This window comes from Nocardioides glacieisoli (genome assembly GCF_004137245.1).
Classification (GTDB): domain Bacteria; phylum Actinomycetota; class Actinomycetes; order Propionibacteriales; family Nocardioidaceae; genus Nocardioides; species Nocardioides glacieisoli.
In genome coordinates this window covers 362,166-388,343 of record NZ_SDWS01000001.1, presented here as the reverse complement: position 1 = coordinate 388,343, position 26,178 = coordinate 362,166, and the positions used below count along the sequence as shown (strand labels likewise).

General features: G+C 70.4%; 28 protein-coding genes. 12 read left to right on the top strand and 16 right to left on the bottom strand.

The window, feature by feature from the left end:
- Positions 1–33: 33 nt before the first annotated feature.
- Together EUA06_RS01930 and EUA06_RS01925 are read right to left on the bottom strand one after the other, a co-directional pair.
- Positions 34–459 carry an Rv3143 family two-component system response regulator gene (locus EUA06_RS01930; protein WP_422879733.1) on the bottom strand — a complete coding sequence of 142 codons (426 nt, stop codon included), beginning with the start codon at positions 457–459 and terminating at the stop codon, positions 34–36.
- 82 nt (positions 460–541) lie between these two features.
- Positions 542–1,474: a cytochrome c oxidase assembly protein gene (locus tag EUA06_RS01925; protein WP_242497912.1), complete on the bottom strand. Its 933-nt coding sequence runs from the start codon at positions 1,472–1,474 to the stop codon at positions 542–544.
- A 41-nt stretch (positions 1,475–1,515) separates the two neighbouring features.
- Here EUA06_RS01925 and ctaE point away from each other — a divergent pair, with 41 nt between their 5' ends.
- From ctaE to qcrB, 4 genes are read left to right on the top strand one after another with little or no spacing between them, the layout of a single operon-like run.
- Positions 1,516–2,193, top strand: a complete 678-nt coding sequence (gene ctaE / locus EUA06_RS01920; protein WP_479724669.1) for an aa3-type cytochrome oxidase subunit III — start codon at positions 1,516–1,518, stop codon at positions 2,191–2,193.
- A 30-nt stretch (positions 2,194–2,223) separates the two neighbouring features.
- On the top strand, positions 2,224–3,096 hold the full coding sequence (qcrC, locus tag EUA06_RS01915) for a cytochrome bc1 complex diheme cytochrome c subunit (RefSeq protein ID WP_129473302.1): 873 nt from the start codon (positions 2,224–2,226) through the stop codon (positions 3,094–3,096).
- A complete protein-coding gene (gene qcrA / locus EUA06_RS01910; RefSeq protein ID WP_242497910.1) occupies positions 3,093–4,232 on the top strand; it encodes a cytochrome bc1 complex Rieske iron-sulfur subunit in 1,140 nt (379 codons plus the stop codon). The genes qcrC and qcrA overlap by 4 nt, the downstream gene beginning before the upstream one ends.
- Positions 4,229–5,995, top strand: coding sequence for a cytochrome bc1 complex cytochrome b subunit (gene qcrB / locus EUA06_RS01905; protein ID WP_242497909.1), 1,767 nt, complete (start codon positions 4,229–4,231; stop codon positions 5,993–5,995). The genes qcrA and qcrB overlap by 4 nt, the downstream gene beginning before the upstream one ends.
- Before the next feature lie 308 nt (positions 5,996–6,303).
- Here qcrB and EUA06_RS01900 read toward each other — a convergent pair whose 3' ends face one another.
- The 4 genes from EUA06_RS01900 to ctaC form a co-directional block, all read right to left on the bottom strand.
- Positions 6,304–7,545 carry a L,D-transpeptidase gene (locus EUA06_RS01900; protein ID WP_129473301.1) on the bottom strand — a complete coding sequence of 414 codons (1,242 nt, stop codon included), beginning with the start codon at positions 7,543–7,545 and terminating at the stop codon, positions 6,304–6,306.
- Positions 7,546–7,629: 84 nt separating this feature from the next.
- Positions 7,630–8,028, bottom strand: coding sequence for a cytochrome c oxidase subunit 4 (locus EUA06_RS01895; RefSeq protein WP_129473300.1), 399 nt, complete (start codon positions 8,026–8,028; stop codon positions 7,630–7,632).
- Positions 8,025–9,815: an aa3-type cytochrome oxidase subunit I gene (gene ctaD / locus EUA06_RS01890; protein ID WP_422879732.1), complete on the bottom strand. Its 1,791-nt coding sequence runs from the start codon at positions 9,813–9,815 to the stop codon at positions 8,025–8,027. Before ctaD ends, EUA06_RS01895 begins: the two co-directional genes overlap by 4 nt.
- Positions 9,812–10,726, bottom strand: coding sequence for an aa3-type cytochrome oxidase subunit II (ctaC, locus tag EUA06_RS01885; RefSeq protein WP_165354219.1), 915 nt, complete (start codon positions 10,724–10,726; stop codon positions 9,812–9,814). Before ctaC ends, ctaD begins: the two co-directional genes overlap by 4 nt.
- 108 nt (positions 10,727–10,834) lie before the next feature.
- Here ctaC and EUA06_RS01880 point away from each other — a divergent pair, with 108 nt between their 5' ends.
- Both EUA06_RS01880 and EUA06_RS01875 read left to right on the top strand, forming a co-directional pair.
- Complete coding sequence (locus tag EUA06_RS01880) at positions 10,835–11,962, top strand: cysteine desulfurase family protein (protein ID WP_242497908.1); 1,128 nt, start codon at positions 10,835–10,837, stop codon at positions 11,960–11,962.
- On the top strand, positions 11,959–12,210 hold the full coding sequence (locus EUA06_RS01875; RefSeq protein ID WP_242497907.1) for a sulfurtransferase TusA family protein: 252 nt from the start codon (positions 11,959–11,961) through the stop codon (positions 12,208–12,210). The genes EUA06_RS01880 and EUA06_RS01875 overlap by 4 nt, the downstream gene beginning before the upstream one ends.
- A 3-nt stretch (positions 12,211–12,213) precedes the next feature.
- On the opposite strand, the gene EUA06_RS01870 is transcribed toward EUA06_RS01875, so the two are convergent.
- Complete coding sequence (locus EUA06_RS01870) at positions 12,214–13,200, bottom strand: carbohydrate kinase family protein (RefSeq protein WP_129473298.1); 987 nt, start codon at positions 13,198–13,200, stop codon at positions 12,214–12,216.
- Between the two features lie 121 nt (positions 13,201–13,321).
- Between EUA06_RS01870 and EUA06_RS01865 the strand changes: the two genes are divergently transcribed.
- Positions 13,322–13,573 carry a hypothetical protein gene (locus tag EUA06_RS01865; protein ID WP_129473297.1) on the top strand — a complete coding sequence of 84 codons (252 nt, stop codon included), beginning with the start codon at positions 13,322–13,324 and terminating at the stop codon, positions 13,571–13,573.
- Between the two features lie 159 nt (positions 13,574–13,732).
- On the opposite strand, the gene erpA is transcribed toward EUA06_RS01865, so the two are convergent.
- From erpA to EUA06_RS01850, 3 genes are all read right to left on the bottom strand, one after another.
- Positions 13,733–14,089, bottom strand: coding sequence for an iron-sulfur cluster insertion protein ErpA (gene erpA / locus EUA06_RS01860; protein ID WP_129473296.1), 357 nt, complete (start codon positions 14,087–14,089; stop codon positions 13,733–13,735).
- A gap of 228 nt (positions 14,090–14,317) precedes the next feature.
- Positions 14,318–15,316: a hypothetical protein gene (locus EUA06_RS01855; RefSeq protein ID WP_129473295.1), complete on the bottom strand. Its 999-nt coding sequence runs from the start codon at positions 15,314–15,316 to the stop codon at positions 14,318–14,320.
- Positions 15,317–15,532: 216 nt separating this feature from the next.
- On the bottom strand, positions 15,533–16,615 hold the full coding sequence (locus EUA06_RS01850) for a glycerate kinase family protein (RefSeq protein WP_129473294.1): 1,083 nt from the start codon (positions 16,613–16,615) through the stop codon (positions 15,533–15,535).
- Positions 16,616–16,657: 42 nt separating this feature from the next.
- Here EUA06_RS01850 and EUA06_RS01845 point away from each other — a divergent pair, with 42 nt between their 5' ends.
- The gene (locus tag EUA06_RS01845) at positions 16,658–17,077 is read left to right on the top strand and encodes an SRPBCC family protein (protein WP_129473293.1); all 420 of its coding nucleotides are present in this window, start codon (positions 16,658–16,660) and stop codon (positions 17,075–17,077) included.
- Positions 17,074–17,958 (top strand): GNAT family N-acetyltransferase, encoded by an 885-nt coding sequence (locus tag EUA06_RS01840; protein ID WP_207208162.1) that lies wholly within the window; start codon positions 17,074–17,076, stop codon positions 17,956–17,958. Before EUA06_RS01845 ends, EUA06_RS01840 begins: the two co-directional genes overlap by 4 nt.
- A gap of 3 nt (positions 17,959–17,961) precedes the next feature.
- Here EUA06_RS01840 and EUA06_RS01835 read toward each other — a convergent pair whose 3' ends face one another.
- Positions 17,962–19,209 carry a glucose-1-phosphate adenylyltransferase family protein gene (locus EUA06_RS01835; RefSeq protein WP_129473292.1) on the bottom strand — a complete coding sequence of 416 codons (1,248 nt, stop codon included), beginning with the start codon at positions 19,207–19,209 and terminating at the stop codon, positions 17,962–17,964.
- Positions 19,210–19,266: 57 nt separating this feature from the next.
- Here EUA06_RS01835 and nadA point away from each other — a divergent pair, with 57 nt between their 5' ends.
- Positions 19,267–20,445 carry a quinolinate synthase NadA gene (nadA, locus tag EUA06_RS01830; RefSeq protein WP_129473291.1) on the top strand — a complete coding sequence of 393 codons (1,179 nt, stop codon included), beginning with the start codon at positions 19,267–19,269 and terminating at the stop codon, positions 20,443–20,445.
- A 13-nt stretch (positions 20,446–20,458) separates the two neighbouring features.
- On the top strand, positions 20,459–21,640 hold the full coding sequence (locus EUA06_RS01825) for a winged helix DNA-binding domain-containing protein (RefSeq protein ID WP_129473290.1): 1,182 nt from the start codon (positions 20,459–20,461) through the stop codon (positions 21,638–21,640).
- A gap of 3 nt (positions 21,641–21,643) precedes the next feature.
- On the opposite strand, the gene EUA06_RS01820 is transcribed toward EUA06_RS01825, so the two are convergent.
- Genes EUA06_RS01820 through EUA06_RS01800 form a run of 5 tightly spaced genes read right to left on the bottom strand, consistent with a single transcriptional unit; the run spans position 21,644 to position 25,411 of the window.
- The gene (locus tag EUA06_RS01820; RefSeq protein ID WP_129473289.1) at positions 21,644–22,825 is read right to left on the bottom strand and encodes a sensor histidine kinase; all 1,182 of its coding nucleotides are present in this window, start codon (positions 22,823–22,825) and stop codon (positions 21,644–21,646) included.
- Positions 22,822–23,394, bottom strand: coding sequence for a PspA-associated protein PspAB (gene pspAB, locus EUA06_RS01815; protein WP_129473288.1), 573 nt, complete (start codon positions 23,392–23,394; stop codon positions 22,822–22,824). The genes EUA06_RS01820 and pspAB overlap by 4 nt, the downstream gene beginning before the upstream one ends.
- A gap of 13 nt (positions 23,395–23,407) precedes the next feature.
- The gene (htpX, locus tag EUA06_RS01810) at positions 23,408–24,322 is read right to left on the bottom strand and encodes a zinc metalloprotease HtpX (protein ID WP_129473287.1); all 915 of its coding nucleotides are present in this window, start codon (positions 24,320–24,322) and stop codon (positions 23,408–23,410) included.
- Positions 24,323–24,335: 13 nt separating this feature from the next.
- Complete coding sequence (gene pspAA, locus EUA06_RS01805) at positions 24,336–24,614, bottom strand: PspA-associated protein PspAA (protein ID WP_129473286.1); 279 nt, start codon at positions 24,612–24,614, stop codon at positions 24,336–24,338.
- Positions 24,611–25,411: a PspA/IM30 family protein gene (locus EUA06_RS01800; RefSeq protein WP_207208161.1), complete on the bottom strand. Its 801-nt coding sequence runs from the start codon at positions 25,409–25,411 to the stop codon at positions 24,611–24,613. Before EUA06_RS01800 ends, pspAA begins: the two co-directional genes overlap by 4 nt.
- 186 nt (positions 25,412–25,597) lie before the next feature.
- Between EUA06_RS01800 and EUA06_RS01795 the strand changes: the two genes are divergently transcribed.
- Complete coding sequence (locus EUA06_RS01795) at positions 25,598–26,176, top strand: DUF3043 domain-containing protein (RefSeq protein WP_129473285.1); 579 nt, start codon at positions 25,598–25,600, stop codon at positions 26,174–26,176.
- Positions 26,177–26,178: the final 2 nt, after the last annotated feature.

Below are 26,178 nucleotides of genomic sequence, written 5' to 3'. Positions count from 1 at the left end.
TTAGTGGCGCGCTGTCGGCGTACGCCGGGCGTGTCAGGACGTGGGTGAGGTGGCAGGCACCGAGGGGCGCATCAGGGCGATGACGGCCTCGGCGAGCTGGATCGGGTCGATCGGGTGCGGCACCGCCGCCTCGGCCCGCGACCAGGTGGCCAGCCACGCGTCCTGCGGGCGACCCGTGAGGACCACGACGGGCGGGCACTCGTAGATCTCGTCCTTGAGCTGCTTGGCGATGCCCATACCGCCGGCCGGGACCGCCTCGCCGTCGAGGATCGCGAGGTTGATCGTGCCGGAGTCCATGTTCTGCAGGACCACGGGCTCGGTGGCGACCTCGACGTACTCGAACTCCGGGAGGTCCGGGTGCGGACGACGGCCGAGGGCCAGGATCACCTGCTGGCGCGTGTTCACGTCGTCGCTGTAGATGAGGACCTTGACCGGGCGGGCGGGGGCGGCTTCAGACACGGGAGGCATCGTAACCGTGCGGGTCCCGGGTCTCGATACGCCCACTCGTTCCTCGCGGGCTACTCGACCACCGGAAAGGCGGCTACTCGACCGCCGACGGTGACGACCGGCGCTCAGCCAGGTCGAGACGTCGGTCCTCGCGGGCGGCCTCCTTCATCGACGACCGCAGCCACTGGACGAAGAGCACGCCGAAGAACAGCACACCGATCAGGTCGCCGGTCGCCCAGAGGATCCCGCCGGCGAGGTGCTGGTCGTCGAGCATCGCGGGCAGCCAGGCGCCCATCGGTCCCTCCCGCAGCTCGCGGTAGTGCTCCTCGCCGATGATCGTCGTCTGGCCCATGATCGTGACGCCGAGGAAGGCGTGGAAGGGCAGGGTCATGATCGTCAGCAGCACCCGGAACGGATGGCTCACGCGGCCCGGCACCGGGTCGACCCCCATGAGCGGCCAGAAGAACAGCGTGCCGACCAGCACCAGGTGCACGTGCATCATCTGGTGGACGAACGCCGAGGCCAGGCTGGCGTCGTACCACCCGCTGAAGTAGAGCGCCCACGGGGAGAGGACGTAGAGGGCGAACGCGAGCGGTGGGAACGCGAGGACCTTGGCGACCTGGGAGTGCAGCACGGCGAGCAGCCACCGGCGCGGGGCGGGCGGCAGCGTGCGGAGGGCCAGGGTCACCGGGGCGCCGAGGGCGAGGGCGAGCGGGACGACCATCGACAGCAGCATGTGCTGGACCATGTGCACGCTCAGGAGGGTGGTGTCGTAGCGCCCCAGTCCGGACGACGTGGCGAAGAAGAACGACCCCATCCCGAGACCGACGAACGCCAGGGTCCGACCGACCGGCCACCGGTCGCCACGGCGGTGCAGCACGGCGACCCCGAGGACGTAGAGACCGACCGCCCAGACGGTCACCACGAAGGGAATCGGGTCGATCCCCCAGTCGCTGAAGACCCGGCCGAGGGTGAATCGCGGGAGCACCTCGAGGTCGGCCGACAGGAGGATTGGGAGTGCGGGCACCACGGTGTGAACTTTATGACCCTGTTGCACAGGGGGTCGGGGTGCCCCCGTTGGGGTCTAGAAGCCATAATGAACGGGTGGCGACAGCAACAGCGACGATTCCGGCATCCCGGCTGCACGGGCACCACGACCGACCGAGCATGGTCAGCGTGGGCACGATCATCTGGCTCTCCAGCGAGCTGATGTTCTTCGCCGCGCTCTTCGCGGCCTACTTCACGATCCGCGCCGTCAGCCCGGACCTGTGGGCACAGGAGACCGGGGCGCTCAACGTCCCCTTCGCCACCGCCAACACCGCCATCCTGGTGGCGTCCTCGTTCGCGTGCCAGTGGGGCGTCTTCGCCGCCGAGCGCGGGCAGGTCGGCCGCACCGGGTCGCTGATGAACTTCACCAAGTGGGGCCTGCGCGAGTGGTTCATCCTCACCTACGTCATGGGTGCCATCTTCATCGGCGGCCAGGCGCTGGAGTACGCCGAGCTCGTCAACGAGGGCATGACCATGGCCAGCTCGGCCTACGGCTCGATGTTCTACCTCACCACCGGCTTCCACGGCCTGCACGTGACCGGTGGCCTGATCGCCTTCCTCTTCGTGCTGGGCCGCACCTACCTGGCGAGACGCTTCACCCACGAGCAGGCCGTGACCGCGATCGTCGTGTCGTACTACTGGCACTTCGTCGACGTGGTCTGGATCGGCCTCTTCTTCACGATCTACGTCATCAAGTAAGCCCGAACTCGACACCGGCAAGGACTCAACGTGCGCGTGCTCAACCGAACCGCTGGCCGCCTCTCCCGGCATCGCCGCGGCCCCCTCGCCGGTCTTGCTGTGCTGCTCCTCGGGCTGCTGGTGAGCGGCTCCCTCTACACCGCCTTCTCGCCCGCCCAGGCCGACAGCCAGGCCAGCCAGACCGACGAGGTGGCGAAGGGCAAGGAGCTCTTCCTCGTCAGCTGTGCCACGTGCCACGGCAAGAACGGCGAGGGCATCCCGACGGTCCGCGACGGCTACCAGATCGGTCCGTCGCTGGTCGGCACCGGCGCCGCCGCGGTCGACTTCCAGGTCGGCACCGGCCGCATGCCGATGGCGAGCCCCGGCGCGCAGGCACCTCGCAAGAAGGTCGTCTTCAACGACGAGGAGATCGCCGCCCTGGCGGCCTACGTCGCCTCGCTGGGCCCCGGCCCGGCCGTCCCCGACGAGTCCGACTACTCGATCGATGGCCTGTCGGAGGCGGAGCGCGAGGAGGCCATCTCCCGCGGCGGCCAGATCTTCCTCACCAACTGCACGGCGTGCCACAACTTCAACGGTTCCGGCGGCGCCATGCCGCGCGGCGGCTACGCCCCGGCGCTGCGCGGTGTCGAGGGCAAGTACATCTACGAGGCGCTGCTGACCGGGCCGCAGAACATGCCCAACTTCAGCAACGGCAACCTCTCCCCCGAGGAGAAGCGCGACGTCATCGCCTACCTCGGCAGCCTCGAGGACACCCCGGAGTACGCCGGCTTCACCCTCGGCGGACTCGGCCCCGTCTCGGAGGGCCTGTTCGCCTGGCTGGTCGGCATCGGCGGCCTCGTCGGCGCTGCCGTCTGGATCGCCTCGCACACGACCCGCACCAAGAAGGACAAGGTGAACGCGTGAGCAACAGCAGCCACGACCACCCGGTCAACGGGCCCGACGGCACTCCTGTGACGGGTGGCGGCGCGGCCGAGAGCACCCCGGCGACGTACGACTCGTCGCACGTGCCGGCGCACCGCGAGTCCGAGCCGATCGCCGACCCCGGACTCCCCCCGCACCAGTGGCGCCCGACGGACGTCGACCCGAGGCTCGAGAAGCGCGCGGAGCGCCAGATCGCGGCGATGTTCATCGCGGCGATGATCAGCGCCGTCCTGTTCGTGGTGGCGTACTTCTCGTTCTCGGTCGGCGACAACTGGGACACGTTCGCCGGCATGGGCGCCTCCACGGTCTCCCTCGGCGTCACGCTCGGCATGTCGCTGCTCCTCATCGGCATCGGCATCATCCACCTGGCCCGCAAGCTGATGGCGGACCACGAGATGGTCGAGATGCGTCACCCGGCCGCCTCCCCGCAGGAGGATCGCGACGCCACGATCCAGGCGCTCAACGACGGCCTCGACGAGGCCGGCATCGGCCGCCGGCCGCTGGTGCGCAACACCATGCTGGGCGCGGTCGGCATCCTCGGCCTGCCCGCGGTCGTGCTGCTGCGCGACCTGGCCCCCGGCAGCACCCTGGACGTCAGCAAGCTGGCCCACACGATCTGGGAGCCGGACATGCGGCTCGTGCGCGACGTGGTCGGCACGCCGATCCTCGCCAGCGAGATCGAGGTCGGCGACCTGATCAACGCAGCACCCGAGGCGATGTTCCCGACCGAGGAGAACGGCTACCGCGAGCTCGAGGGCGCGGAGGAGCAGGCCGAGAAGGCCAAGGGCGCGATCATCATCGTGCGGATGGACCCCGACGACATCACTCCGGCGAAGGGCCGGGACAAGTGGACCGTCGACGGGATCATCTGCTACTCCAAGATCTGCACCCACGTCGGGTGCCCGATCTCCCTCTACGAGCGCACCACCCACCACGTGCTGTGCCCGTGCCATCAGTCGACCTTCGACCTCGCGGACGCCGCGAAGGTCGTCTTCGGTCCGGCTGCCCGTCCCCTTCCGCAGCTGCCGATCAAGGTCGACGGAGAGGGATACCTGGTCGCTCAGAGCGACTTCACCGAGCCCATCGGGGCTAGCTACTGGGAGCGTGAGAAGCAGTGAGCACCGACTCAAGGCTTGACACCAGCAAGGTTGCGACGAGCAACCGCACGGACGCCGCGACCGCATCGAAGGGCAGCCCGGCGGGCTCGCTCGCCTCGTGGGCGGACGACCGCCTCGGCCTGGCCACGGCGATGAAGAAAAACCTCCGCAAGGTCTTCCCCGACCACTGGTCGTTCATGCTCGGTGAGATCGCGCTGTGGAGCTTCGTCGTGCTGCTCCTCACCGGTGTCTTCCTCACCCTGTGGTTCAACCCGTCGATGGGTCACGTGACCTACGAAGGCTCCTACGACCAGCTCCGCGGCGTCGGCATGTCGGAGTCCATGGCCTCCACCCTCAACATCTCCTTCGACGTGCGCGGCGGCCTGCTCATGCGCCAGATGCACCACTGGGCCGCGATGGTCTTCATCGGCTCGATGATGGTGCACCTGCTCCGCGTCGCCTTCACCGGCGCCTACCGCAAGCCGCGCGAGCTCAACTGGGTCATCGGTTGCATCCTGCTGCTTCTCGGCACCCTCGAGGGCTTCACCGGATACTCGCTCCCCGACGACCTCCTGTCCGGCACCGGCGTCCGCGCGGCGGACGGGTTCCTCAAGGCCACGCCCGTCGCCGGGTCCTACATGTCGTTCCTGCTCTTCGGTGGCGAGTTCCCGGGCGAGTCGATCATCCCGCGGCTCTACATCGTCCACGTGCTGCTGATCCCCGGCCTCCTGCTCGCCCTGATCGCCGCCCACATGCTGTTGCTCGTCTACCACAAGCACACCCAGTGGCCCGGGCCCGGCCGCACCGAGCAGAACGTCGTCGGCTACCCGATGCTCCCGGTGTACGCCGCCAAGGCCGGTGGCTTCTTCTTCATGGTCTTCGGCGTCATCGCCCTCATGGGCGGCCTGATGACGATCAACCCGGTGTGGAAGTTCGGTCCCTACGACCCGACCAAGGTGACGGCGGGCTCGCAGCCCGACTGGTACATGGGCTGGCCCGACGGACTGCTGCGCATCATCCCGAGCGGGTGGGAGACGGTGATCTTCGGCTACACGATCTCGTGGAACGTGATGATCCCGATCCTCATCGTGCCGCCGCTGATGCTCGTCGTCCTGATGCTCCTGCCCTTCCTCGAGAGCTGGATCACCGGTGACAAGCGCGACCACCACCTGCTCCAGCGCCCGCGCAACGCGCCGACGCGCACCGCGGTCATGGTGGCCCTGATGACGTTCTACGGGCTCGCCTGGGCGGCCGGCGGCAACGACATCATCGCGATCAAGCTGGACGCCAGCATCAACCAGATCACCTACTTCATCCGGGTGGCGATCTTCGTCGGCCCGGTGGTCGCGTTCTGGATCACCCGTCGCTGGTGCATCTCCCTGCAGCGCCACGACAACGAGAAGCTGCTCCACGGCTACGAGACGGGCATCATCACCCGCTCCGTCGATGGCCAGTATGCCGAGCGGCACCTGCCGATCAGCGGCTCGAGCGCCTACACGCTCACTGCGCGCGACCGCGACGAGATCTACACCGTCGCGGGCGACACCGACGCTGCCGGCGTCGCCGCTCCGAACTCCCGCTCGGAGAAGCTGCGCGCGAAGCTCTCGTCGTGGATGTACGTCCACAACGTGCAGAAGCCCACCCGGGCCGAGCTCGAGGAGGCGCACCACCACGCCGAGCACGAGGCGCAGCTCCAGTCGGGCCTCGACCACCCGGTCGACGGTCACCAGTTCGACGACCACCAGCTCCGCAACACCGACGAGGTGCCGCTCCGCGACCACTGAGTCGTCGTACGACGCAGGAGGGCCCGCCGGTTGATCCGGCGGGCCCTTCGTCCTTGTCGGGGCTGTCGTGGGGCGGTGGCCCAGCCACCGTCCTCGCCACCCGCAGTGTGGCTCCACCACCGCTCCTCGGCGCGTCGACGTACGACTCGCGCACGGGCGGTGGCCCAGCCACAGTCCCGGCGTCCGGATTGTGGCTCCACCACCGCTCCCTTGGGTGAGGAGGATTCCGGTGGTCGATTAATCCGGCGGGCCCTTCGTCGCTCCCGGGTGGCGGGACACGACATCAGGCCGCCGCTGGGTGCGGAACCTCAGGAGAGGGCGGAGCCGGACTTCCAGTCGGCGAAGGAGAGGTTCCAGTCGCCGTAGCCGTTCTCCAGCGTCATCTGGCGTCTGGAGCCGGTCACCTCGACGACATCGCCCCGGCTGGTGCGGTCGTAGAGCCACTTGGCGTCGGCGAGGCCCATCCCGACGCATCCGTGGGAGACGTTGGCGCTGCCCTGGGAGCCGACGGACCACGGCGCCCCGTGGAGGAACTCGCCCGAGTAGGTCACGCGCATGGCGTACGGGACGTTGGAGAGGTTGTAGTACTCCGGGTCGTCCTTGTCGACGCCGATGGTCGCGGCGTCCATCCGCTTGCGACGGAACTTCTCGATGATGACCTTGGTGCCCGAGCGGGTCTCCCAGCCGGGCTTGCCGGCGCTGATCGGCATCGTGCGGGCGAGGTCGCCGTTGACGTAGGTCCGCATCGTGTGGGCCCGGACGTCGATGCGGCTGACCACGGAGTCACCGATCCGGAAGTCGATGCTGCGCGACTCCTGGCCATAGATCCCGTTGCCGGCAGGCAGGCTGTTGAGGTCGAGGTCGACCGAGACATCCGTCCCCGACTTCCAGTACGACGCAGGGCGGTAGTGCGCTTCACGGTCGCTCAGCCAGTACCACGACCCGCGCTGCGCCGGGGTGCTCGTCACGCTCATGTGCTTCTCGAAGAGCGCCCTGTCGGTGACCGGGAGGTCGAAGGTCACCACGACCGGCATGCCGACGCCGACAGTCTCACCGTCGAGCGGCGCGATCGAGGCGAAGGTCTGCTCGTCCAGGGTCAGATCGACCGTGTGGAAGCTGCGCGTGCGCTCCACCGTGCGGCCGTCGCTGCGGGTGGTCGAGGCCTTGATGACGTAGTCGGTGCCGGGCTCGAGCCGGTCGGACGACGTCCAGGTGCCAGCGGCGACCTTGCCTGAGAGGGCTCCGGTCGTCGACGTCACCTCGACGGTGTCGAGGGTGCCGCCCTCGGCGCTGACGGCCAGCGGAGCGTCGATCGGGACGGCGGCGGTGTCGGTGTCGGTGAAGCTCGTCGAGAGGCGGACCGGGTCGGGCCTCGCCGACTCCGATCCCGATCCCGACGCCGCGCCCGGACCGTCGGCGCCACCGGAGCCGCTCGAGCCGTCGGTCGCCGAGCTGCACCCTGCGAGCCCGCCGGCGAGCACCAGCAGTGCGGCTGCCACGGTCGTACGACGGTGCGCTGAGCACACGTGTGCGGACGCGCGAGTGCGCATGCGACTACCCCCAGTGATGACGACCCGAAATCGGAAGAACCCGTCCAGCGTACGTCGCGGACGGGTTCTTCGGTGAAGCGTGGCTCAGTGAGCGTGCTCACCGCGGTAGTACTCGAAGACGAAGCCGCACAGGACGATCACACCGACCGTGAAGCCGATGAACACGAGCCACCACGCAGCCAGCGCCGTGCCGTAGACGATCACGCCGAGGGCGAGCGAGCACCACAGCGGCCACCAGGAGTAGGGCGGGAAGAATCCCAGCTCCCCGGCACCGTCGGCGATCTCGCCCTCCTTGCGGTCCTCCGGGCGGGGGTCCATGCGCGAGGCGTGGAACCCGAGGTAGAGGGTGACCATGCCGAAGAGCAGCGCGGTCATCACCAGGGCGGACGTGCCGGTCGGGTCCTCGGTGAGGAACCAGTACGCCGGCGCGACGACCGCCACGAAGATCGCGGTGATGCCGAAGACCCAGGCCTCTGCCTTCATCGGTGGTCCCCCTCGTTCCCGGTCTCGGTGGTGGTGCCGTCGATGCGTTCCTCGAGCATCTCCTCGCGACCGTGCACCTCGGGCGCGTCTGCCGGTGCGTCACCGTCGCGCTCGGCATCGTTCTCGTGGAGCTCCATGAGCGCGATCTCCGGGTGGTGCAGGTCGAAGGCCGGCGACTCCGAGCGGATCCGCGGCAGCGTGTGGAAGTTGTGCCGCGGCGGCGGACAGCTGGTCGCCCACTCGAGCGAGCGGCCCCAGCCCCACGGGTCATCGACCTCGACCTTCGGCCCCTTGGAGGAGACGTAGACGTTGTAGAGGAACGGCAGCGTCGAGGCGCCCAGCAGGAAGGCACCCACGGTCGAGACCTGGTTGAGCACGGTGAATCCGTCCTCCGGCAGGTAGTCGGCGTAGCGACGGGGCATGCCCTCGACGCCGAGCCAGTGCTGCACGAGGAACGTGGTGTGGAAGCCGACGAACAGGATCCAGAAGTGGAGCTTGCCGAGACGCTCGTCGAGCATGCGACCGGTCATCTTCGGCCACCAGAAGTAGAAGCCGCCGAACATCGCGAAGACGACGGTGCCGAACACGACGTAGTGGAAGTGCGCCACGACGAAGTAGGAGTCGGACACGGTGAAGTCCAGCGGCGGGCTCGCCAGGATGACACCGGTGAGACCACCGAAGAGGAACGTGGTCAGGAAGCCGACCGACCACAGCATCGGGGTGTCGAAGGACAGAGATCCCCCCCACATCGTCCCGATCCAGTTGAAGAACTTCACTCCGGTGGGCACCGCGATCAAGAACGTCATGCCGGAGAAGAACGGCAGGTCCACCGCGCCGGTGACGTACATGTGGTGGGCCCACACGGCGACCGACAGCATCGCGATGCCGAGGGTCGCGGCCACCAGGCCGACGTAGCCGAAGATCGGCTTGCGGCTGAAGACCGGGAGGATCTCGGAGATGATGCCGAAGAACGGCAGCGCGATGATGTAGACCTCGGGATGGCCGAAGAACCAGAACAGGTGCTGCCACAGGATTGGCCCGCCGTGCGACGGGTCGAAGACGTTGGCCCCCAGGATCCGGTCGGCCTCCAGCATGAGCAGGGCGCCCGCGAGGATCGGGAACACCATGATCACGAGCATGCTGGTGATCAGCGTGTTCCAGACGAAGATCGGCATCCGGAACAGGGTCATGCCGGGGGCGCGCATGCAGATGATGGTGGTGATGAAGTTGACGCCACCGAGGATCGAGCCGAGGCCGGCCATCCAGAGGCCCATGATCCACAGGTCGCCGCCGACGCCGGGGCTGCGTACGGCGTCGGAGAGCGGCGTGTACGCGAACCAGCCGAAGTCGGCAGCCCCGCCGGGCGTGAGGAAGCCGGAGGCGGCGATGAGTCCGCCGAAGAGGAACAGCCAGTAGCTGAACATGTTGAGTCGCGGGAACGCGACGTCGGGCGCGCCGATCTGCAGCGGCATGATCACGTTGGCGAAGCCGAAGAACAGCGGCGTCGCGAACAGCAGCAGCATGATCGTGCCGTGCATCGTGAACAGCTGGTTGTAGAGCTGCTCGCTCACGACCTGCTGACCGGGGTAGGCCAGCTCGGAGCGGATCAGCATCGCCATCAGGCCCGCGATGAGGAACCACGCGAACGACGTCCCGAGGTAGAGCTTGCCGATCAGCTTGTGGTCGGTCGTGGTCAGCAGTCGGACGACCTGCTGGCCGAGCGGCTTGCGGGGCGGTTCGCCGCCGGGCGTCTGTGCCGCCGGCCTGTTGATTGTCGGGGCGCTCACTCCGCACTCCCTTCCTGGTTGTCGTCCTCGCCGAGGCCGGTCTGCGTGGTCACGTCGGCTCCCCCGATGAGCGGCGTCTCGGCGGTCTGGCCGGCGTCAGCGAGATCGGCGAGGTACTGGTCGTACTCGGCCTGGCTGACGATCTTGACCTTGAACAGCATCCGCGAGTGGTAGACACCGCAGAGCTCGTAGCACTTGCCTGCGTACTCGCCCTCGACGGTGGGTGTCACCTGGAGCTTGTTGACGCGGCCCGGGATGGCGTCCATGCGGGTCAGGAACGACGGGACGCCGAAGTTGTGGATCACGTCGGCCGAGCGCAGGTTGAACTGGATGCGCTGGTCGACGGGCAGCACGAGCGTCGGGATCTCACTCCCGTCTCCCGAGGTGTAGACGTAGGACTCGTAGGCGTAGTCGTCGGGCTCACCGGTGGCGTCGGGGGTCTGCTCGCCGACACCGTAGTTGAAGGTCCACGACCACTGCTGGCCGGTCACCTCGACGGTGACGTCGGGCGTGCTGATCTCGGTCTGGACGTCCTGCACACGCACGGTGTGGAAGAAGAACACGATGCACATCAGCACCGGGGCGATCGTGTAGAAGACCTCGAGCGGCAGGTTGTAGCGCGTCTGCCGGGGCACCTCGTCGTCGCTGCGACGGCGGAACTTCACCACGGCGTAGCCGATGAGGCCCCAGACGATGATGCCGGTCGCCATCGCGGCGACCCAGGCCCACTTCCAGAGCTCGTAGGTGTAGGGCCCCTGCTCGGTGACCCGGTCCGGCATGGCGAGGTTGCGGATCTGGCGCTCGTCGGCAGCGGAGCATCCGGCCAGCACCAGCATCGTCACGCCGAGCAGCGCGACCCTCGTGGCGCGCCGTGCCGGCGCGCCCGAGAACTTGGGGACTTGCAGACCCACTGACGAGCCTCTCTCTCGGTCCATCTCCGACATGCAAAGACTATCCCCCACAGCCCGCATCGTGCGGGGCAGGGTCGGGTGTCGTTGGCGGGTGGCAGAGTTCGTCGCGTGACAGCGCCCGTGCGCCCCGGAGGCGACCTCGACAGCGCCTCCGCCGCGCCGCTCCACCCGGCGGCGCGCGAGGTCCTGCTCGCTGCGCTCGAACGGGGGTACGCCGACCCGCGACGGCTGCACCGACCCGGCCGCGAGGCGCGGCTGCTGCTCGACAACGCCCGCGAGGCGACGGCCGTTGCGCTCGGCGTCCGCGCCGACGAGGTGACGTTCACCCCGAGCGGCACACACGCGGTGCACCTCGGGCTCCTGGGGCTGGTGCGCGGCGCGCGGCGCGGCAACGTGGTCGTCCACTCGGCTGTCGAGCACTCGGCCGTGCGGCACGCCGTCGAGTGGGGCGCGCGGGGCGACGAGGTCGGCGTGGACACCCACGGACGCGTCGACCCCGCCGCGGTGCGCGACCGGACGAGGCGGCCCGAGGTCGGGGTCGTCGCGCTGCAGAGCGCCAACCACGAGGTCGGCACGGTGCAGCCGGTCGGCCGGCTCGACCTGCCGCCCGACGTCCCGATCTTCACCGACGCCTGCGCGTCGATGGGCCGGCTGGCCCTGCCCTCCGGCTGGGCCGCGGCCGCGGGATCGGCCCACAAGTGGGGCGGCCCCGCCGGGGTGGGCGTGCTGCTGGTGCGCACCCGGGCACGGTGGCGCAACCCGTTCCCCGGCGACGACCGCGTCGACGAGCGGTCGACCGGCTTCGAGAACGTCCCCGCGGTCCTCGCCGCGGCCGCCGCGCTCCAGGCGGTGGTGGCCGAGCGCGAGGAGATCAATGCGCGTCACCACGAGCTCATCGACGTCGTACGCAGCCGGGTGGCCGCGGAGGTGCCGGACGTCGAGGTCGTCGGGGACCCGGTGCGCCGCCTGCCCCACCTCGTGACGTTCTCGTGCCTCTACGTCGACGGCGAGGCGCTCGTGACCGAGCTCGACCGGCGGGGCTTCGGCATCGCGAGCGGCTCCGCGTGCACCGCGTCGACCCTCACTCCCAGCCACGTGCTGGAGGCGATGGGCGTGCTGACCCACGGCAACGTCCGGCTCTCCCTCCAGCGCGACGCCACTCGCGCGGACGTCGACTTTTTCTGCGACGTCCTGCCCGAGGTCATCGCCGAGATCCGGTCGCGGGTCGGCCTGTGAGCACTGCCGACGACGGGCAACCGGTCCTCGAGCTCGACTGCCGCACGATGATGTGCCCGATGCCCGTGATCGAGCTCGCCCGCCACCTGGCCGACGTCGAGGTCGGCGAGCTCATCGGAGTGGTCGCGCACGACAGCGCGGCCGCGGTGGACGTGCCGGCGTGGTGCCGGATGAAGGGCCAGGACTACGTCGGCGCCGACGTCACCGACGACGGAGCCCCGCGCTACGTCGTACGACGTCTCAGCTGAGCGTCACTGCCGGATCGTCTGGAGGTGCGGCTCGAAGTCGGCGACGGCCTCGTCGCCGTAGGTCGCCCCGCACCGCTCGAGGAAGGCCGCGCGGGAGATCTCGTACTCCTGCGTGCCGACCTGCTCGACGACGTAGACAGCGAGCAGGCACCCCAGCTGGGCGGCGCGCTCGTGGCCGAGGCCCCAGCTGAGCGCGGCGAGGAAGCCGGCGCGGAAGGCGTCGCCGACACCGGTCGGCTCGACCTTCTCGATCTCCGGGACGGCCGCCACGACGATCGACTCCTCGCCGGCGCGGTCGATGCGCACGCCCTCCGGACCGAGGGTGACCACCCACGACCCGACGCGCGAGAGCACCTCCTCACGGCTCCATCCGGTCTTCTGCGTGATCAGGCTGGCCTCGTACTCGTTGGAGAAGAGGATCTCGGCGCCGTCGATCAGCGGGCGGATCAGGTCGCCGTCACCGAACGCGAGCTGCTGCGACGGGTCGGCCAGGAACGGGTAGCCGCGCTGGCGGCACTCCTCGGTGTGACGGAGCATGCCCTGCGGGTCGTCGGGCCCGATGATCACGTAGTCCGGCGCGCCGACGCGGTCGACGATCGGCTTCAGCTCGATCTCGCGCGACTCGCTCATCGCGCCCGCGTAGAAGCTCGCGATCTGCGCGTGCGCGGAGTCGTTGGTGCACACGAAGCGCGCCGTGTGCCGGGTCTCGGAGACGTGCACCGACTCGCAGTCGACGTTGTGCCGCTCGAGCCAGGCGCGGTACTCGGCGAAGTCCTCACCGACGGCGCCGACGAGGATGGGGCGCAGGCCCAGGTTGCCGAGGCCGAAGCAGATGTTGGCCGCGCAACCGCCGCGGCGTACTTCCAGGTCCTCGACGAGGAACGACACCGACAGCTTGTCGAGCTGGTCGACCACGAGGCTGTCGGCGAACTTGCCCGGGAAGGACATCAGGTGGTCGGTCGCGATGGATCCGGCTACGAGGATGGACACGACGCGGAACCCTACCCGCCGACCGCCGCGACACCGTCCTCGCCGGCCCCGGCAGGCGGCGCGTGGAGTTACCGATCGGTACGACTCGGGATACCCCGCGGTAGCCAATAGCGTCGTGATCATGACGACCTCCGCGCCCGGTTCTCGCCGCCCCTCGCTCACCCACGACGAGCTCGGCACGCCCGCCGAGATGGCTGCCGACGGGCGCGCCGCCAGCCGCAACCTGCACCTCGAGCGAGCCGCGAAGGCGGCCGTCTCGGCCCCACCGAGCCTCCGCTTCGAGGACTACCCCACCGAGGTCGGCAAGCGCGAGATCCGGGTCTCCGACGCGGCGGCGCGGATCGCCAACGCGCTCCACCTGCACCTGGACTGAGCAGTCACCCTCAGACGACGAAGGCCCCCGCCGGACGGCGGGGGCCTTCGTGCGTGTCATGGGTTTCGACGCGGCCGTCGCGACCTCGCTCCTCGGTCGCGGGCCTTGCTCAACCTGGCCGCTCGTCGGGGCTTCGCAAGCTCAGCCCCGGGCGTCACATCAGTGGAACGAGTCCCCGCACGCGCACGAACCGGTGGCGTTGGGATTGTCGATCGTGAAGCCCTGCTTCTCGATGGTGTCGACGAAGTCGATCTCGGCACCGTTGAGGTAGGGGACGCTCATCCGGTCGACCACGACGGTCACGCCGTCGAAGTCGGTGGTGACGTCGCCGTCGAGCGTGCGCTCGTCGAAGAAGAGCTGGTAGCGCAGGCCCGAGCAGCCACCCGGCTGCACGGAGATGCGCAGGGCCAGGTCGTCGCGACCCTCCTGCTCGAGGAGGCTCTTCACCTTGCCGGCGGCGACAGCGGAGAGGTTGATCTGGTCGGTGCGGCGCTCGGTCTCGACCTGCTCGGTCATCTCATCACTCCAAAGTCTTTGGGGGTACTGCTCGGTTCAATGGTCGCACACCGTGGGTTATTCCTCGCGTCTCCGCCCGTCCTGGCGCCTGCTTGTGGGTGGCGGCACATCGCACACGGAGGAGGCTCATCCGCGCAATCTGCCGCCACCCCCAACGGCGACCGACCCGGGGGGTGGCGGCACATCGCACGTGCTGAGCGCGCATCAATGCAATCTGCCGCCACCCCGTCAGGCAGTACGCCGCCGTGGCGACGGGGCCGGGATCCGGCGCAGGAACGCTGTCCTGCCGGCAGGGGTGAACAACGAGTCCTTCAGCAGTCGGTGCCACTTCCGGATGCGAGTGGGGTCATGGGGACGGCCGAGCGAGCGATCCGCGTCCTCGAGGATGGTGACCGGTCGGTAGAGCACATCACCCGACGTGAAACCGCGCCGCACGTATCCGATCCGGTCGACGCGACGGTCACGGCGACGATCGACCACACGGCGTGGCGCCTTCTCGTGCTCGTCGCCGTCGTACTCGTGGAGCGCCGTGGTCCCGACCAGCCAGAGGTCGGCCGTGGCCACGACGACTCCGTCGGCATCCGTCAGCGTCCACTGCGTCTCCACCTCGATCTCGCACACGACGTGCAGCAGTCGGAGCAGGGACTCCCACAGGGACTCGGCCCCAGCGTCCACGAGGGCGAGTGCCGCACGCAGCCTCCGACTCCCCGGTCGCCTCGACGCCGAGGCTGCTTCGAGGTCCTCCGGGGAGACGAGCTCGAGGTGCAGGGCGGCGTCGACCATGGCTACCAGGTCGACCAGGCCCACCCAGCGCGCCGCCGCGGTGAGCGCCTCGGCCAGCACAGCCACCCGCAGTCCGCGGACGACGACGTACGACACCGGACGGATGTGGCGGCTGGCGTGCACACCGTCCCGCATGGGACGTGGGTCGTCCTTCGCGAGGGCCATGAAGACCGGGCACTCGCGCGGCAGCGGCGGCAGGGGCACGCCGTGGACCTCCAACGCGGTCAGACCCGTGAAGCACCCCACATCTGTCATCAGGAGCTGCCACCCGGCAAGGTCGTCCTCGTCCCAGAACGGCGGATGTTCGGCCTCGGCAGGAACCGTCTGCTCGCGGTGCACGCCATAGGTCACCGGCGTCCACGCCACTCCTCGCCGATGCCCGCGAATAGGTGTGGAGTCGGCCATGAAGACGACCGTCGCGCTCTCGGTGGCTCCTTGTCCCACCCACTGCTTCGAGCCTGTGGACGAGAGACCCGGATGACGTCATGTGGACGATTGATGGTCGTTGGTCCAAGGTGGCGGCAGATCACACGACAACTGAGCCTCAGCCCGCAATGTGCCGCCACCCACGGCATCCCGCCCGGCGAGGGTGGCGGCAGATCGCACGACAACCGAGCCTCGACCCGCAATGTGCCGCCACCCCCAGCGGCGGCCCGTCACTCACCGCGACCAGGTCCTCGCCACTCGCGCCGCGAGGTCGGCCAAGGCGTCGGCGGGGGCGCCGAGGGCGCGCTCCTCGCCCACCAGCTCGACGAGGGAGTACGCCGACTCGATCCCGAGGGCGCGCATCTCCCGCGAGCCGATGAGCACCTGCCCGGCGAGCGCGATGCACGGCCGGAGGGCCTCCGAGGCGACGGCGGCCACGCCGTAGGGCACCTTGCCCGCGCGGCTGGAGAAGTCGAAGGCCCCCTCCCCCGTCACGACCAGGTCCGCCTGCCGCGCGCGCGAGGCGAGGGAGACCGAGGCGCAGACGAGGTCGATGCCCGGCTCGCGGGTGGCACCGAGGACGAGCAGCGCGTAGCCGATGCCCCCGGCCGCGCCGGCGCCCTTCTCCAGGGACGTACGCCGGTCCGTGGCGACCGCGAAGCCCTCGAGCCAGCCGTCGACCTCCGCGATCCGGTCCTCGCCGATCCCCTTCTGCGGCCCGAAGGTCTTGGTCGCGCCGAAGAGCCCGGTGAGCGGGCTGTCGACGTCGCTGGCGGCCACGAGGGTCACCCCCGCGAGCCGGTCCCGGGCCGGGGCGAGGTCCACGCCGGTGACGGACGGGAGGGCGGCGGGGCCGCCGTCGAGCACTCCGTCGGACGTCGCACCGAGGGCCGCGAGGACTCCCGCGCCACCGTCGTTCGTGCCGGTGCCGCCGAGCCCGACCACGACGGTCGTCGCTCCGCCCTCGACCGCGGCGAGCACCAGCTCGCCGACACCGCGGCTGGTCGCGGTCTCGGGGTCGCCGTCGACCAGGTGCAGGCCGGCGGCCTGCGCGCTCTCGACGTACGCCGTCTCCCCCACGCGCAGCACCACCGCTGGCACTGGCGTCCCGTGGGGCCCCGAGACGGTCACCGCCGACAGCGTGCCCTCGAGGGCCGCGTGGAGGACGTCGACGAAGCCGGGTCCACCGTCGGCCATCGGCGCGAGGTCGAGCTCGTCGTCCGGCGCCTGTCGTCGCCAGCCGACGGCGATCGCCTCCGCCGCCTGGACGGCGGTCAGGGTGCCCGCGAACTTGTCGGGGGCGATCAGCACGCGCATGGCGCCCATCCTTGCAGCGCACCCGTCGGGCATGCTGAGGGCATGAGTCTTGACCCTCTGGTCGCCGAGGTCACCGTGCCCGTGAACCCGACCCAGGCCTTCGTCGGGTTCACCGCGCAGATGGGCGAGTGGTGGGACCCGATGCTCACCCCCGACCCGCCCACCTTCACCAACATCTCGGTCGACCCCAACGGGCCGGTGGCGATGGTCCACGGCGACGACGAGTACGTCTGGGGCCGGGTGATGGAGTGGGACCCGATCGGCCGCTACACGCAGGAGTTCTGGCTCGGGCACCCGGAGGACGAGGCGACCGTGCTGGACGTGCGCTTCACCGCGGCGGAGTCCGGCGGCAGCCTGGTGCGGCTCGTGCACAGCGGCTGGATGCCCGGGACCGAGGAGGTCCGCGCGACGTACACCCACTGGGGCGACCTGCTGGCCCGGTACGCCGCCCACGTGTCGTGACCCTGCTCGTCCGCCCGATGCAGGTCGACGACCTGCCCGCCTGCGAGGCCATCACGCGGGCCGCCTACTTCGAGGTCGACCGCGCGACCTTCCAGCGCTCGTGGCCGGACCCGCAGCCGCGCTCGGAGGCCGGTCGCACCGACTGGCTCGCCAAGTCGCGCCACAAGCTGACCACCGACCCGGGCGGGTGCTGGGTGGCCGAGGAGGACGGCGCCGTCGTCGGGCTCGCCACGTCGCTGCGCCGCGAGCTGATGTGGATCCTGTGCTCCTTCGCGGTCGTCCCGGAGGCGCAGGGACGCGGGCTCGGGACGTTGCTCCTCGACGCGGCGACGCGCTACGGCAGCGGTTGCCTGCGCGGGATGTTCGTCGCCAGCCACGACCAGGGCGCTCTGCACCGCTACCGCAAGGCCGGCTTCGACCTGCACGCGCAGATGGTGCTGTGGGGCACCGTCGCCCGCGAGCTGCTGCCGGCCGTGCCGCACGTCCGCGAGGGAACGGCCGCGGACCGCGACCTCTGCGACAGCCTCGACCGCCGCACGCGCGGCGCGGCGCACGGCCCCGACCACGCGATCCTCGCCGAGCAGTTCCGCCTCGTGGTCGTGGACCACGGCTCGCACCAGGGCTACGCCTACGTCTCGAAGGCGGGCGGCGTGCAGTGCCTCGCCGCCGACGACCGGCGCACCGCCCGCATCCTGCTCTGGGAGTCGCTCGCCTCCTCCACGCCCGACGTCCCGGTCGAGGTTCCGCGGATCACGTCGGCCAACCAGTGGGCGCTGGACGTCGCGACCGCTGCACGGCTCGAGATCCACCCGCGCAACTTCCTCGCGACGCGCCACCTCAAGCCGCCGACGCCGTACATCCCGCACAGCACCTTCCTGTAGCGGCTAGAGGGCGGACCCCGGCTCCAGCCGTGCGCCGGCCGCCACCTCGCCGGCGAGCCTCGAGTCGCGCCCGGCCAGCACCAGGTCGTCGTCATCAGCCACGCGCCGCGACGGCTCGGCGCCGACACGCGAGCGCGCGGCCACCTCGCAGCGCTCGTCGAGGACCGCGGTGCGCACGACGGCTCCTGCCCGGATCACGCAGTCCTCCATCACCACGCTGTCGTGGACCTCGGCTCCCTTCTCGACGACGACACCGGGGCCGAGCACGCTGCCGACGACGAGCCCGGCCACGTCCGCACCTGGCGACAGCAGCGAGTCGTGGCAGTCGCCCGATGCCCGCACCCGGGCGGCCGGCCGGTCGGGCCAGTGCGAGATGACGGGCCGACCCGGGTGGTCGAAGACGTCGACCCTGCCCCGCAGCAGGTCGCGGTGCGACTGGAGGTAGAGGCCTGGCTGGCCGACGTCGCGCCAGTAGCCGGTGAGCGGCACGGCGGCGACCTTGCCGCCCTCGACGAGGCGCGGGAGCAGGTGCTCCCCGAAGTCGCCGATCCCGCTGTCGCCGTCGGCCTGGTCGTCCGGGTCCTGCTCGCCGACGAGCTCGCGCCGCAGGTCCTGCAGTGTCGCGAGGACCGCCTCGGTGTCGTAGACGAAGATCTCCGTCGCCACGGTCCCGGCCGACGGCCGCGACGGCTTGTGCTCGACCCCGGTGACCTTGCCGCTGCCACCCGTGCCGGCCAGCACCACGACGTTGTCGGACGCGTCCTTCTTGGAGACCTCGCTGGTCAGCACGGTCGCGGTCCGACCGGCCGCGACGTGGTCCTCGATCACCGGGGCGAGGTCCATGTTGAAGACGTGGTCGGCGCTGCAGACCACGAGCGTCGAGGCGCCGAAGGCCTCGATGTCGGCCGACATCCGCAGCAGCAGGTCGCCGTTGCCGTGGGCGAAGCCGCTCTCCGTCGCGGGACCGGTGCCCGTCTGCGGGACGATCCGGCGGAAGCCGCCGCGGTTGCGGTCCAGGCTCCACGGGCGCCCGCCCGACAGGTAGTCGTCGATCGACGTCACCTGGTACTCCAGCGACACCCACACGTCCGCCAGGTCGGCGTGCACGAGGCCGGAGAGGGCGAAGTCGATCAGCCGGTGGACACCGCCGTACGGCAGCGCGGGCTTGGCCCGCTCCCGGGTGAGCACGTCCATGCGGGAGCCCTGCCCGCCCGCCTGGACCAGGGCCAGCACCTCACCACGTCGCGACATGGGGCTCACCCTCCCACGCGGCCGGACGCGACGGCGTCCCCTCCTAGGATGGGACGCATGGCCACCATCGACCTGCCGCTCCTCCCCCTCGGCAAGGGCCGCGACCTCGACGCCGAACGCGGCGTGGAGTGCCCCGGCGACCTCCCGGCAGCGTCCGACCCCGACCTGGTCGAGCGCGCCCGCGCCGCCAAGGCCACGCTCGGGGACCGCCTCTTCGTCCTCGGCCACCACTACCAGCGCGACGAGGTCATCCAGTTCGCCGACGTCACCGGCGACTCCTTCAAGCTCGCGCGCGACGCGGCCGGCCGTCCCGACGCCGAGTTCATCGTCTTCTGCGGCGTGCACTTCATGGCCGAGTCGGCCGACATCCTCACCTCCCCGACCCAGCGGGTCGTCCTGCCCGACCTCGCGGCCGGCTGCTCGATGGCCGACATGGCGCGGCTGCGCCAGGTCGAGGACGCCTGGGACGCGATGGCCGACGCCGGCATCCAGGACAGCGTCGTGCCGGTGACCTACATGAACTCCAGCGCCGACATCAAGGCGTTCTGCGGTCGCAACGGCGGCGTGGTGTGCACGTCGTCCAACGCCGACGTCGCGCTCGACTGGGCGTTCGCGCAGAAGCTGGCGGGCGCGGGCAAGATCCTCTTCCTCCCCGACCAGCACCTCGGCCGCAACACCGCCGTCCTCCAGATGGGCATCGCACTCGACGAGTGCGTCGTGTGGGACCCGCGGCAGCCCGGTGGCGGACTGACTGCCGACGAGCTGCAGAAGGCCCGGATGATCCTCTGGAAGGGCCACTGCTCGGTGCACGGGCGGTTCTCCGAGGACGTGGTCGACGAGCTCCGGGCGAAGCACCCCGGCATCAACATCCTGGTGCACCCGGAGTGCACGCACGAGGTGGTCCTCAAGGCCGACCTCGTCGGCTCGACGGAGTTCATCATCAAGACGATCGAGGCCGCCGAGCCCGGCACCGTCTGGGCGATCGGCACCGAGCTCAACCTGGTGAAGCGCCTCGCCGACGCCCACCCCGACAAGACGATCGTCTTCCTCGACCGCAACGTCTGCTACTGCTCGACGATGAACCGCATCGACCTTCCCCACCTGGTCTGGGCGCTGGAGAACCTCGTCGCGGGCCAGGTGGTCAACCAGATCACCGTCGACTCCGAGACCGAGGCTGACGCACTCGTCGCCCTCCAGCGGATGCTCGACCTGCCCGGCAAGTCCCACCGCGACTGACCGCTCGGCCCCCATGAGACACGTCAGCGACGCCGAGCGACGGCGCCGGATCGCCACGCGCCACGCGTTGTCGCCCGAGCACCGGCTCGACGGCGTCGAGGCGGTCACCCGCGCGATGACCGTGCTGCACGCCACGGAGGCGGCGACGGTGCACCTCGCGGTCGCGGCCCGGGCCGAGGGAGTCGGCCCCGCCGACGTCGACGCCGCGCTCTACGACGATCGCGGCATCGTGAAGCAGCTCGCCATGCGGCGCACCCTCTTCGTCTTCCCCCGCGACCTCCTTCCTGCAGCGTGGGGCAGTGCCTCGGCGCGGGTGGCGACCTCGGAGCGCAAGCGGATCGCGAAGGCGATCATGGCAGCCGGCATCGCGCCGGACGGCAAGGCCTGGCTCGACGCCGCCCGTGCCGCGACACTCGAGCGGCTCGGCATGGGGCCGGCCACCACCGCCGAGGTGCGCGCCGAGGTGCCCGAGCTGGCCGGGATGGTCGGCGGCACCTCCGAGAAGAGCTACGACCGGCCGACGCCGGTGGCGCCGTGGGTGCTCACCCACCTCGGGCTGTCCGGAGACGCCGTGCGCGGCCACAACAGCGGCCACTGGCGCCTGAACAAGCCCGTGTGGACCCGCACCGGCGACTGGCTGGACACCGTCGACGTGCCGCTCGACGAGGCCGCGGGCTACGCCGAGCTCGTACGCCGCTGGCTGGCCACGTTCGGCCCGGGCACCGCCGCCGACATCCAGTGGTGGCTCGGCTCGACCAAGACAGCGGTGAGCCGCGCCCTCGGCGACGTCGAGGCGGTCGAGGTCGCCCTCGACGACGGGACCACGGGTTGGCTGCTGCCCGACGACATCGACGAGGTCGGTCCGGTCGAGTCGTGGGCCGCCCTGCTGCCGACCCTCGACCCGACCGTGATGGGCTGGAAGTCGCGGGCCTTCTACCTCGACCCCGCCCACGTGCCCTACCTCTTCGACACCAACGGCAACGCCGGCACGACGGCGTGGTGGGACGGTCGCGTCGTCGGCTGCTGGGTGCAGGACGGCGAGGGCGTCGTACGCCTCTCGCTGCTCGAGGACGTCGGTCCGGCCGGTCACGACGCACTGCACGCCGAGGCGGCCCGGCTGACCGCCTGGCTCGACGCCACCGTCATCGGCAACGTCTACGCCTCGCGCCAGATGAAGCAGGCCAGGCTGCCGTAGGGGCTAGGCGTCGGCGAACGGCAGGTCGAACCAGAACACCGATCCACCGCCGTCGCGCTGCACCACGCCCATCGTGCCGCCGTGCGCCTCCACGATCCTCCGGCACGTGGCCAGCCCGATGCCGACACCCTCGACGCTCTTGTCGAGGCGGGCCAGCGGCGCGAAGACCCGCTCGCTCCGGTCGGCGGGGATCCCACGTCCGCGGTCGCGCACCTCCACCCGGTGGCGGCCGTCGAGGACGCGGGAGTCGACCTCGACCTCGGGCGCCTCGCCGTCGTCGGTGAACTTCACGGCGTTGTCGACGAGGTTCATCAGCACCGACCGCAGCTGCGCGGAGTCGCCACGCACGACCGGCAGCACCCCCGCGGTCACGGAACCGGGAGCGACCCGGCCGGCCAGGTCGTCCAGGGCGAGGACCAGCTGGGCGCCGAGGTCGACGAGGTCGTCGCCGGGAGGAGCACCCTGGCTCGCGAACGTCAGCAGGTCGCTGATCATGCCGTCCATCCGGTCCACCCCGCGCCGCGCCCGGGCGAGCGTGTCGAGCTGGTCGGGATCGGTCACGTCGAGCTCGAGGGACTCCAGGGAGAGCGACACCGAGGTCAACGGGTTCTTGAGGTCGTGGCTGACCTGACCGGCGAAGTGCTCGAGCCGCTCGTTGGCCGTGCTGAGCCGGGCGTTGGCCTCGCTGAGCCGCCGGCTGGTGAGCTCGAGCTCGAGCACGTCCACCACCCGGTCCGCGATCTGGGCCAGGCCGCGCGCGGACTGCTGCGTCACCCGGTGTGCCTCGTTGTCGAAGACGCACAGCGTGCCGATGACGACGTCCGAGGGCGTCCGGAGGGGGTGCGACCCGTAGTAGCGGATCTGCCCGACCTCACCCGTGGTCCAGGGGTTGTCCGCGAAGCGCTCGTCCTGGGCCGCGTCCTCCAGCATGATCGAGTGGCCGGACTCGACGACCAGCCGGCACATGGAGTCCCGCTCGGCGGACTCCTGGCCCTCGAAGCCCACCGTGGCCACCTGGTGCTGCAGCTCGGAGCTGAACAGGTTGATCGCCGCGAACGGGACACCCGCCACCTGCGCGGCCAGGTCGACCAGTGCCTCGAGCTCGCGTCGCGGCGGTCCCCCGATGACGTCGTACGTCGCCAGGGCCCGCTCGCGCTGCCGCTCGTCCATCGTCTCGTCGGTCACAGTCCGGGGGCCTTCCAGATAGCCAGCCAACGCTGGAGGTCCGGCTCCATCGGGAGCTCGGGGGCGAGCAGGTCTCGTACGGACAGCTCGAGCAGGTTGTCACGGGACTGGGGGCCTGCGGGTGCGAACGGGTAGAACGTCCCCTGCTTGTAGAGGTAGGTGAGGCCGAAGCGCTGGCCGGACGCGTTGGCGAAGGGGACCATCGAGCACAGGAGCCCGCTGTCGAAGCCGTTGAGCTCCAGGGTGGTGTTGACGGCATGGAGGTCCGTGCAAAGAGCGGACGTGTCGGCAGGGTCGCCGGCCACGACGAGCCAGGTGAAGCCGAAGTCATCGGTGGTGACGGTGACCTCGGGCGCGTCCGCGTCGTCGCGGATCAGCGCCAGGACGTCGGACTGGGTCTGCGCGAAGGCCGCCCCGGTCGCCGAGCGGTAGCAGACCGACCCGGACCCGGTCGGCTCGAACCCCAGTGCCGTCTGCAGGGTGATCGCCGCGCTCGGCACGAGGAACAACGCGTCGAGGTGGTTGCGCTTGGGCGTCGTCCGCGCGCGCATCGCCTCCCAGAGCCCCATCGCGGACGCCGCCTCAGCCCGCCGGCCGGCTGAGCTCGGCCTGGATCCGGGCGAGCTGCTCGAGCCGCTGCTGCAACGGCGGGTGGGTCGCCATCAGTCCGCTGAGCCCGCCACCGCTCAGGGCGGGGACGATGCACAGTGCGCTGGCGGCACCCGCGGCACTGCTGGACCGCAGGTCGCGCTGCGGGATGGCCGAGGCCCCGCCGCTGATCTTCTGGAGCGCGGAGCCGAGGGCGGCGGGCTTGAGCGTGAGGTAGGCGCCGGCCCGGTCGGCGCTGAGCTCGCGGTAGCGCGACAGCAGGCGCAGCAGCAGGAAGCTGACGGCGTACACGACGAGGCTGACGACGACGGCGACCAGCACCGCGGGCAGGCTGCTGTTGTTGCGCGAGCGGCCCATCCCACCGAACTGCGCGAAGCGCAGCAGCAGGCCGGCGGCGATCCCGGCCGAGGCCGCCACGGTCATCACCAGCACGTCGCGGTGCGCGACGTGGCTCAGCTCGTGGGCCAGCACCGCCTCGAGCTCCTCGGCGTCGAGGGTCTGGAGGATGCCGGTCGTCACGCACACGACCGCCCGGTCGGGCGAGCGGCCCGTGGCGAAGGCGTTGGGGACGGACATGTCGGAGATGCCCACCCGCGGCTTGGGCATGTCGGCGAGCGCGCACAGTCGGTCGATCATCCCGTGCAGCTCGGGTGCCTCCTCCGGGGTCACCTCGCGCGCACGCATGGCGCGCATCGCGACCTTGTCGGAGCTCCACCACTGCCAGAACGCGATGCCGATCGCGATGATCGCCACGATCGGGGCGTAGCCGGCGCCCACGACGTAGATCAGCGCGACGACGAGCCCGACGAACAGCGCCCCGAGCAGGAACATCGTGAGGGTCATCCGGGCAGTGAGCCCGGTGTCCTTGATGAAGCGGGAGGTGGCCAACAGCCGGTCGACCTCAGCCCGGGATCAGGCCGTCGTCGCCCAGGAGCTCACGGACCTCGTCGATGGTCGCATCGGGCGGCGGCAGGATGAGGTCGGACTCGTCGAGGGAGTCGACGTCGTGATGGGTCCCGCTGGCGCGCACGGCGGCCAGGAGGCCCTCGAGCGCCGTGCGGAACATCGCCTCGTCGCCGGACTCGACGGCGTTCTCGATCTGCGAGTCCAGGCCGTTGAGGGCGTCGAGGGCGTGGTCGTCGAGGTCGTACTGGCCCTCGCCGAGGATCCGGACGATCATGCCCGGCCGCCCTCGGTGTTGTCGCCCTCGACCCGGACGGCCTCGCCCTGGGGCTCGGCGAGGATGTCGCCGTCGCCGGCCTCGATCGCCTGGGGTGCAGCGGTCCCGGCCTTGAGGCGGGCGAGCTCGGCCTCGACGTCGGAGCCGGAGCTGAGGGCGTCGAGCTCGCGGGAGATGTCGTCGCCGGCGTTCATCTGGGAGGCGTCGTCGAGCGCGCCGGAGGCGATGAGCTCGTCGATGGCCTGGCCACGCGCCTGCATCTGCGCGGTCTTGTCCTCGGCGCGCTGGATCGCGAGACCGACGTCACCCATCTCCTCGCCGATGCCCGACATCGCCTCACCGATGCGCGTCTGCGCCTCGGCGGCGGTGTAGGTCGCCTTGATGGTCTCCTTGCGGGTGCGGAAGGCCTCGACCTTCGCCTGCAGCCGCTGCTGGGCCAGGACGAGCTTCTCCTCCTCGCCCTGGAGGGTCGCCTGCTGCTCCTTGAGGCTGGTGATCTGAGAGGCGAGCCCGGACTTCCGGGTCAGGGCCTCGCGCGCCAGATCCTCACGGCCTGCCGCGATCGCCTTCTCCGCCTGGCCCTGGAGCTTGGCCGCCTGCTGCTCGATCTGGTTGACCTGCAGCTCGACGCGCTTGCGACTGGTGGCGACGTCGGCCACGCCGCGGCGTACCTTCGAGAGGAGCTCGAGCTGGCGCTGGTAGCTGTAGTCCAGCGTCTCGCGGGGATCCTCCGCCCTGTCCAGGGCCTTGTTGGCCTTGGAGCGGAAGATCAGGCTGATGCGCTTCATGAGACTCATCGGGGTGAGGACCCTCTCTCGGTCATGCTCGGTCACGGCGTGGTCGTCACTCTCACCCTAGGACCAAACCCAAGCCGGAGGTAGGGCATCCGCCGACGGCGGGCCGCGCGGCGTACGACGATAGGCTGCCTCCAGCATCCGACCGCTCGATCCCGTTCCAGCCCCGTACCACGTGAGGCAGCACCCGTGTTCCGTCGCTCCAGCTCCGAACCGACCCCGACCGTCCCCGACAAGGTCGGCGGCAAGGGCCGTCCCACCCCCAGCCGCAAGGAGGCCGAGGCGGCCGCCCGTGCGCGCGCCAAGGTGCCGCGCACCCGCAAGGAGCAGATGGCCGCCCAGCGCGCCGCGCGGGGCGAGAGCTCGCAGCGGATGCGCGAGGCGATGAAGAACGGCGACGAGCGCTACCTGCCCGCCCGCGACCGGGGTCCGGTCCGCCGCTTCATCCGCGACTACGTCGACTCGCGCTTCTCCTTCATCGAGCTGATGGTCCCGCTCCTGGTGCTGTCGATGATCCTGGGCTACTCCGGCAACCGGACGATGCTGCAGCTCGGCAACACGGTGCTGTTCACCACGATCATGGTGATCATCTTCGACATCGTCATGCTGCGCTTCCGGATCCGCCGGGAGATGGCCCGCCGGTTCCCCGACGAGCCGACCAAGGGCCTCACCTTCTACGCCGCCCTCCGATCGCTGCAGATGAAGTTCCTGCGGCTGCCCAAGCCGCAGGTCAAGATCGGCGACAAGCTTCCCGAGACCTACCGGTGAGC

Excerpts from the sequence above, each read along its gene's own strand:
- EUA06_RS01850 (WP_129473294.1), bottom strand. The coding sequence starts at position 16,615 with ATGCGCGTGCTGATCGCCCCCGACAAGTTCGCGGGCACCCTGACCGCC.
- EUA06_RS01900 (WP_129473301.1), bottom strand. The coding sequence starts at position 7,545 with ATGCGCACTCGCGCGTCCGCACACGTGTGCTCAGCGCACCGTCGTACG.
- EUA06_RS01865 (WP_129473297.1), top strand. The coding sequence starts at position 13,322 with ATGACGACCTCCGCGCCCGGTTCTCGCCGCCCCTCGCTCACCCACGAC.
- EUA06_RS01835 (WP_129473292.1), bottom strand. The coding sequence starts at position 19,209 with ATGTCGCGACGTGGTGAGGTGCTGGCCCTGGTCCAGGCGGGCGGGCAG.
- EUA06_RS01845 (WP_129473293.1), top strand. The coding sequence starts at position 16,658 with ATGAGTCTTGACCCTCTGGTCGCCGAGGTCACCGTGCCCGTGAACCCG.
- pspAA (WP_129473286.1), bottom strand. The coding sequence starts at position 24,614 with ATGATCGTCCGGATCCTCGGCGAGGGCCAGTACGACCTCGACGACCAC.
- EUA06_RS01800 (WP_207208161.1), bottom strand. The coding sequence starts at position 25,411 with ATGAGTCTCATGAAGCGCATCAGCCTGATCTTCCGCTCCAAGGCCAAC.
- erpA (WP_129473296.1), bottom strand. The coding sequence starts at position 14,089 with ATGACCGAGCAGGTCGAGACCGAGCGCCGCACCGACCAGATCAACCTC.
- nadA (WP_129473291.1), top strand. The coding sequence starts at position 19,267 with ATGGCCACCATCGACCTGCCGCTCCTCCCCCTCGGCAAGGGCCGCGAC.
- EUA06_RS01825 (WP_129473290.1), top strand. The coding sequence starts at position 20,459 with ATGAGACACGTCAGCGACGCCGAGCGACGGCGCCGGATCGCCACGCGC.
- pspAB (WP_129473288.1), bottom strand. The coding sequence starts at position 23,394 with ATGGGGCTCTGGGAGGCGATGCGCGCGCGGACGACGCCCAAGCGCAAC.
- EUA06_RS01895 (WP_129473300.1), bottom strand. The coding sequence starts at position 8,028 with ATGAAGGCAGAGGCCTGGGTCTTCGGCATCACCGCGATCTTCGTGGCG.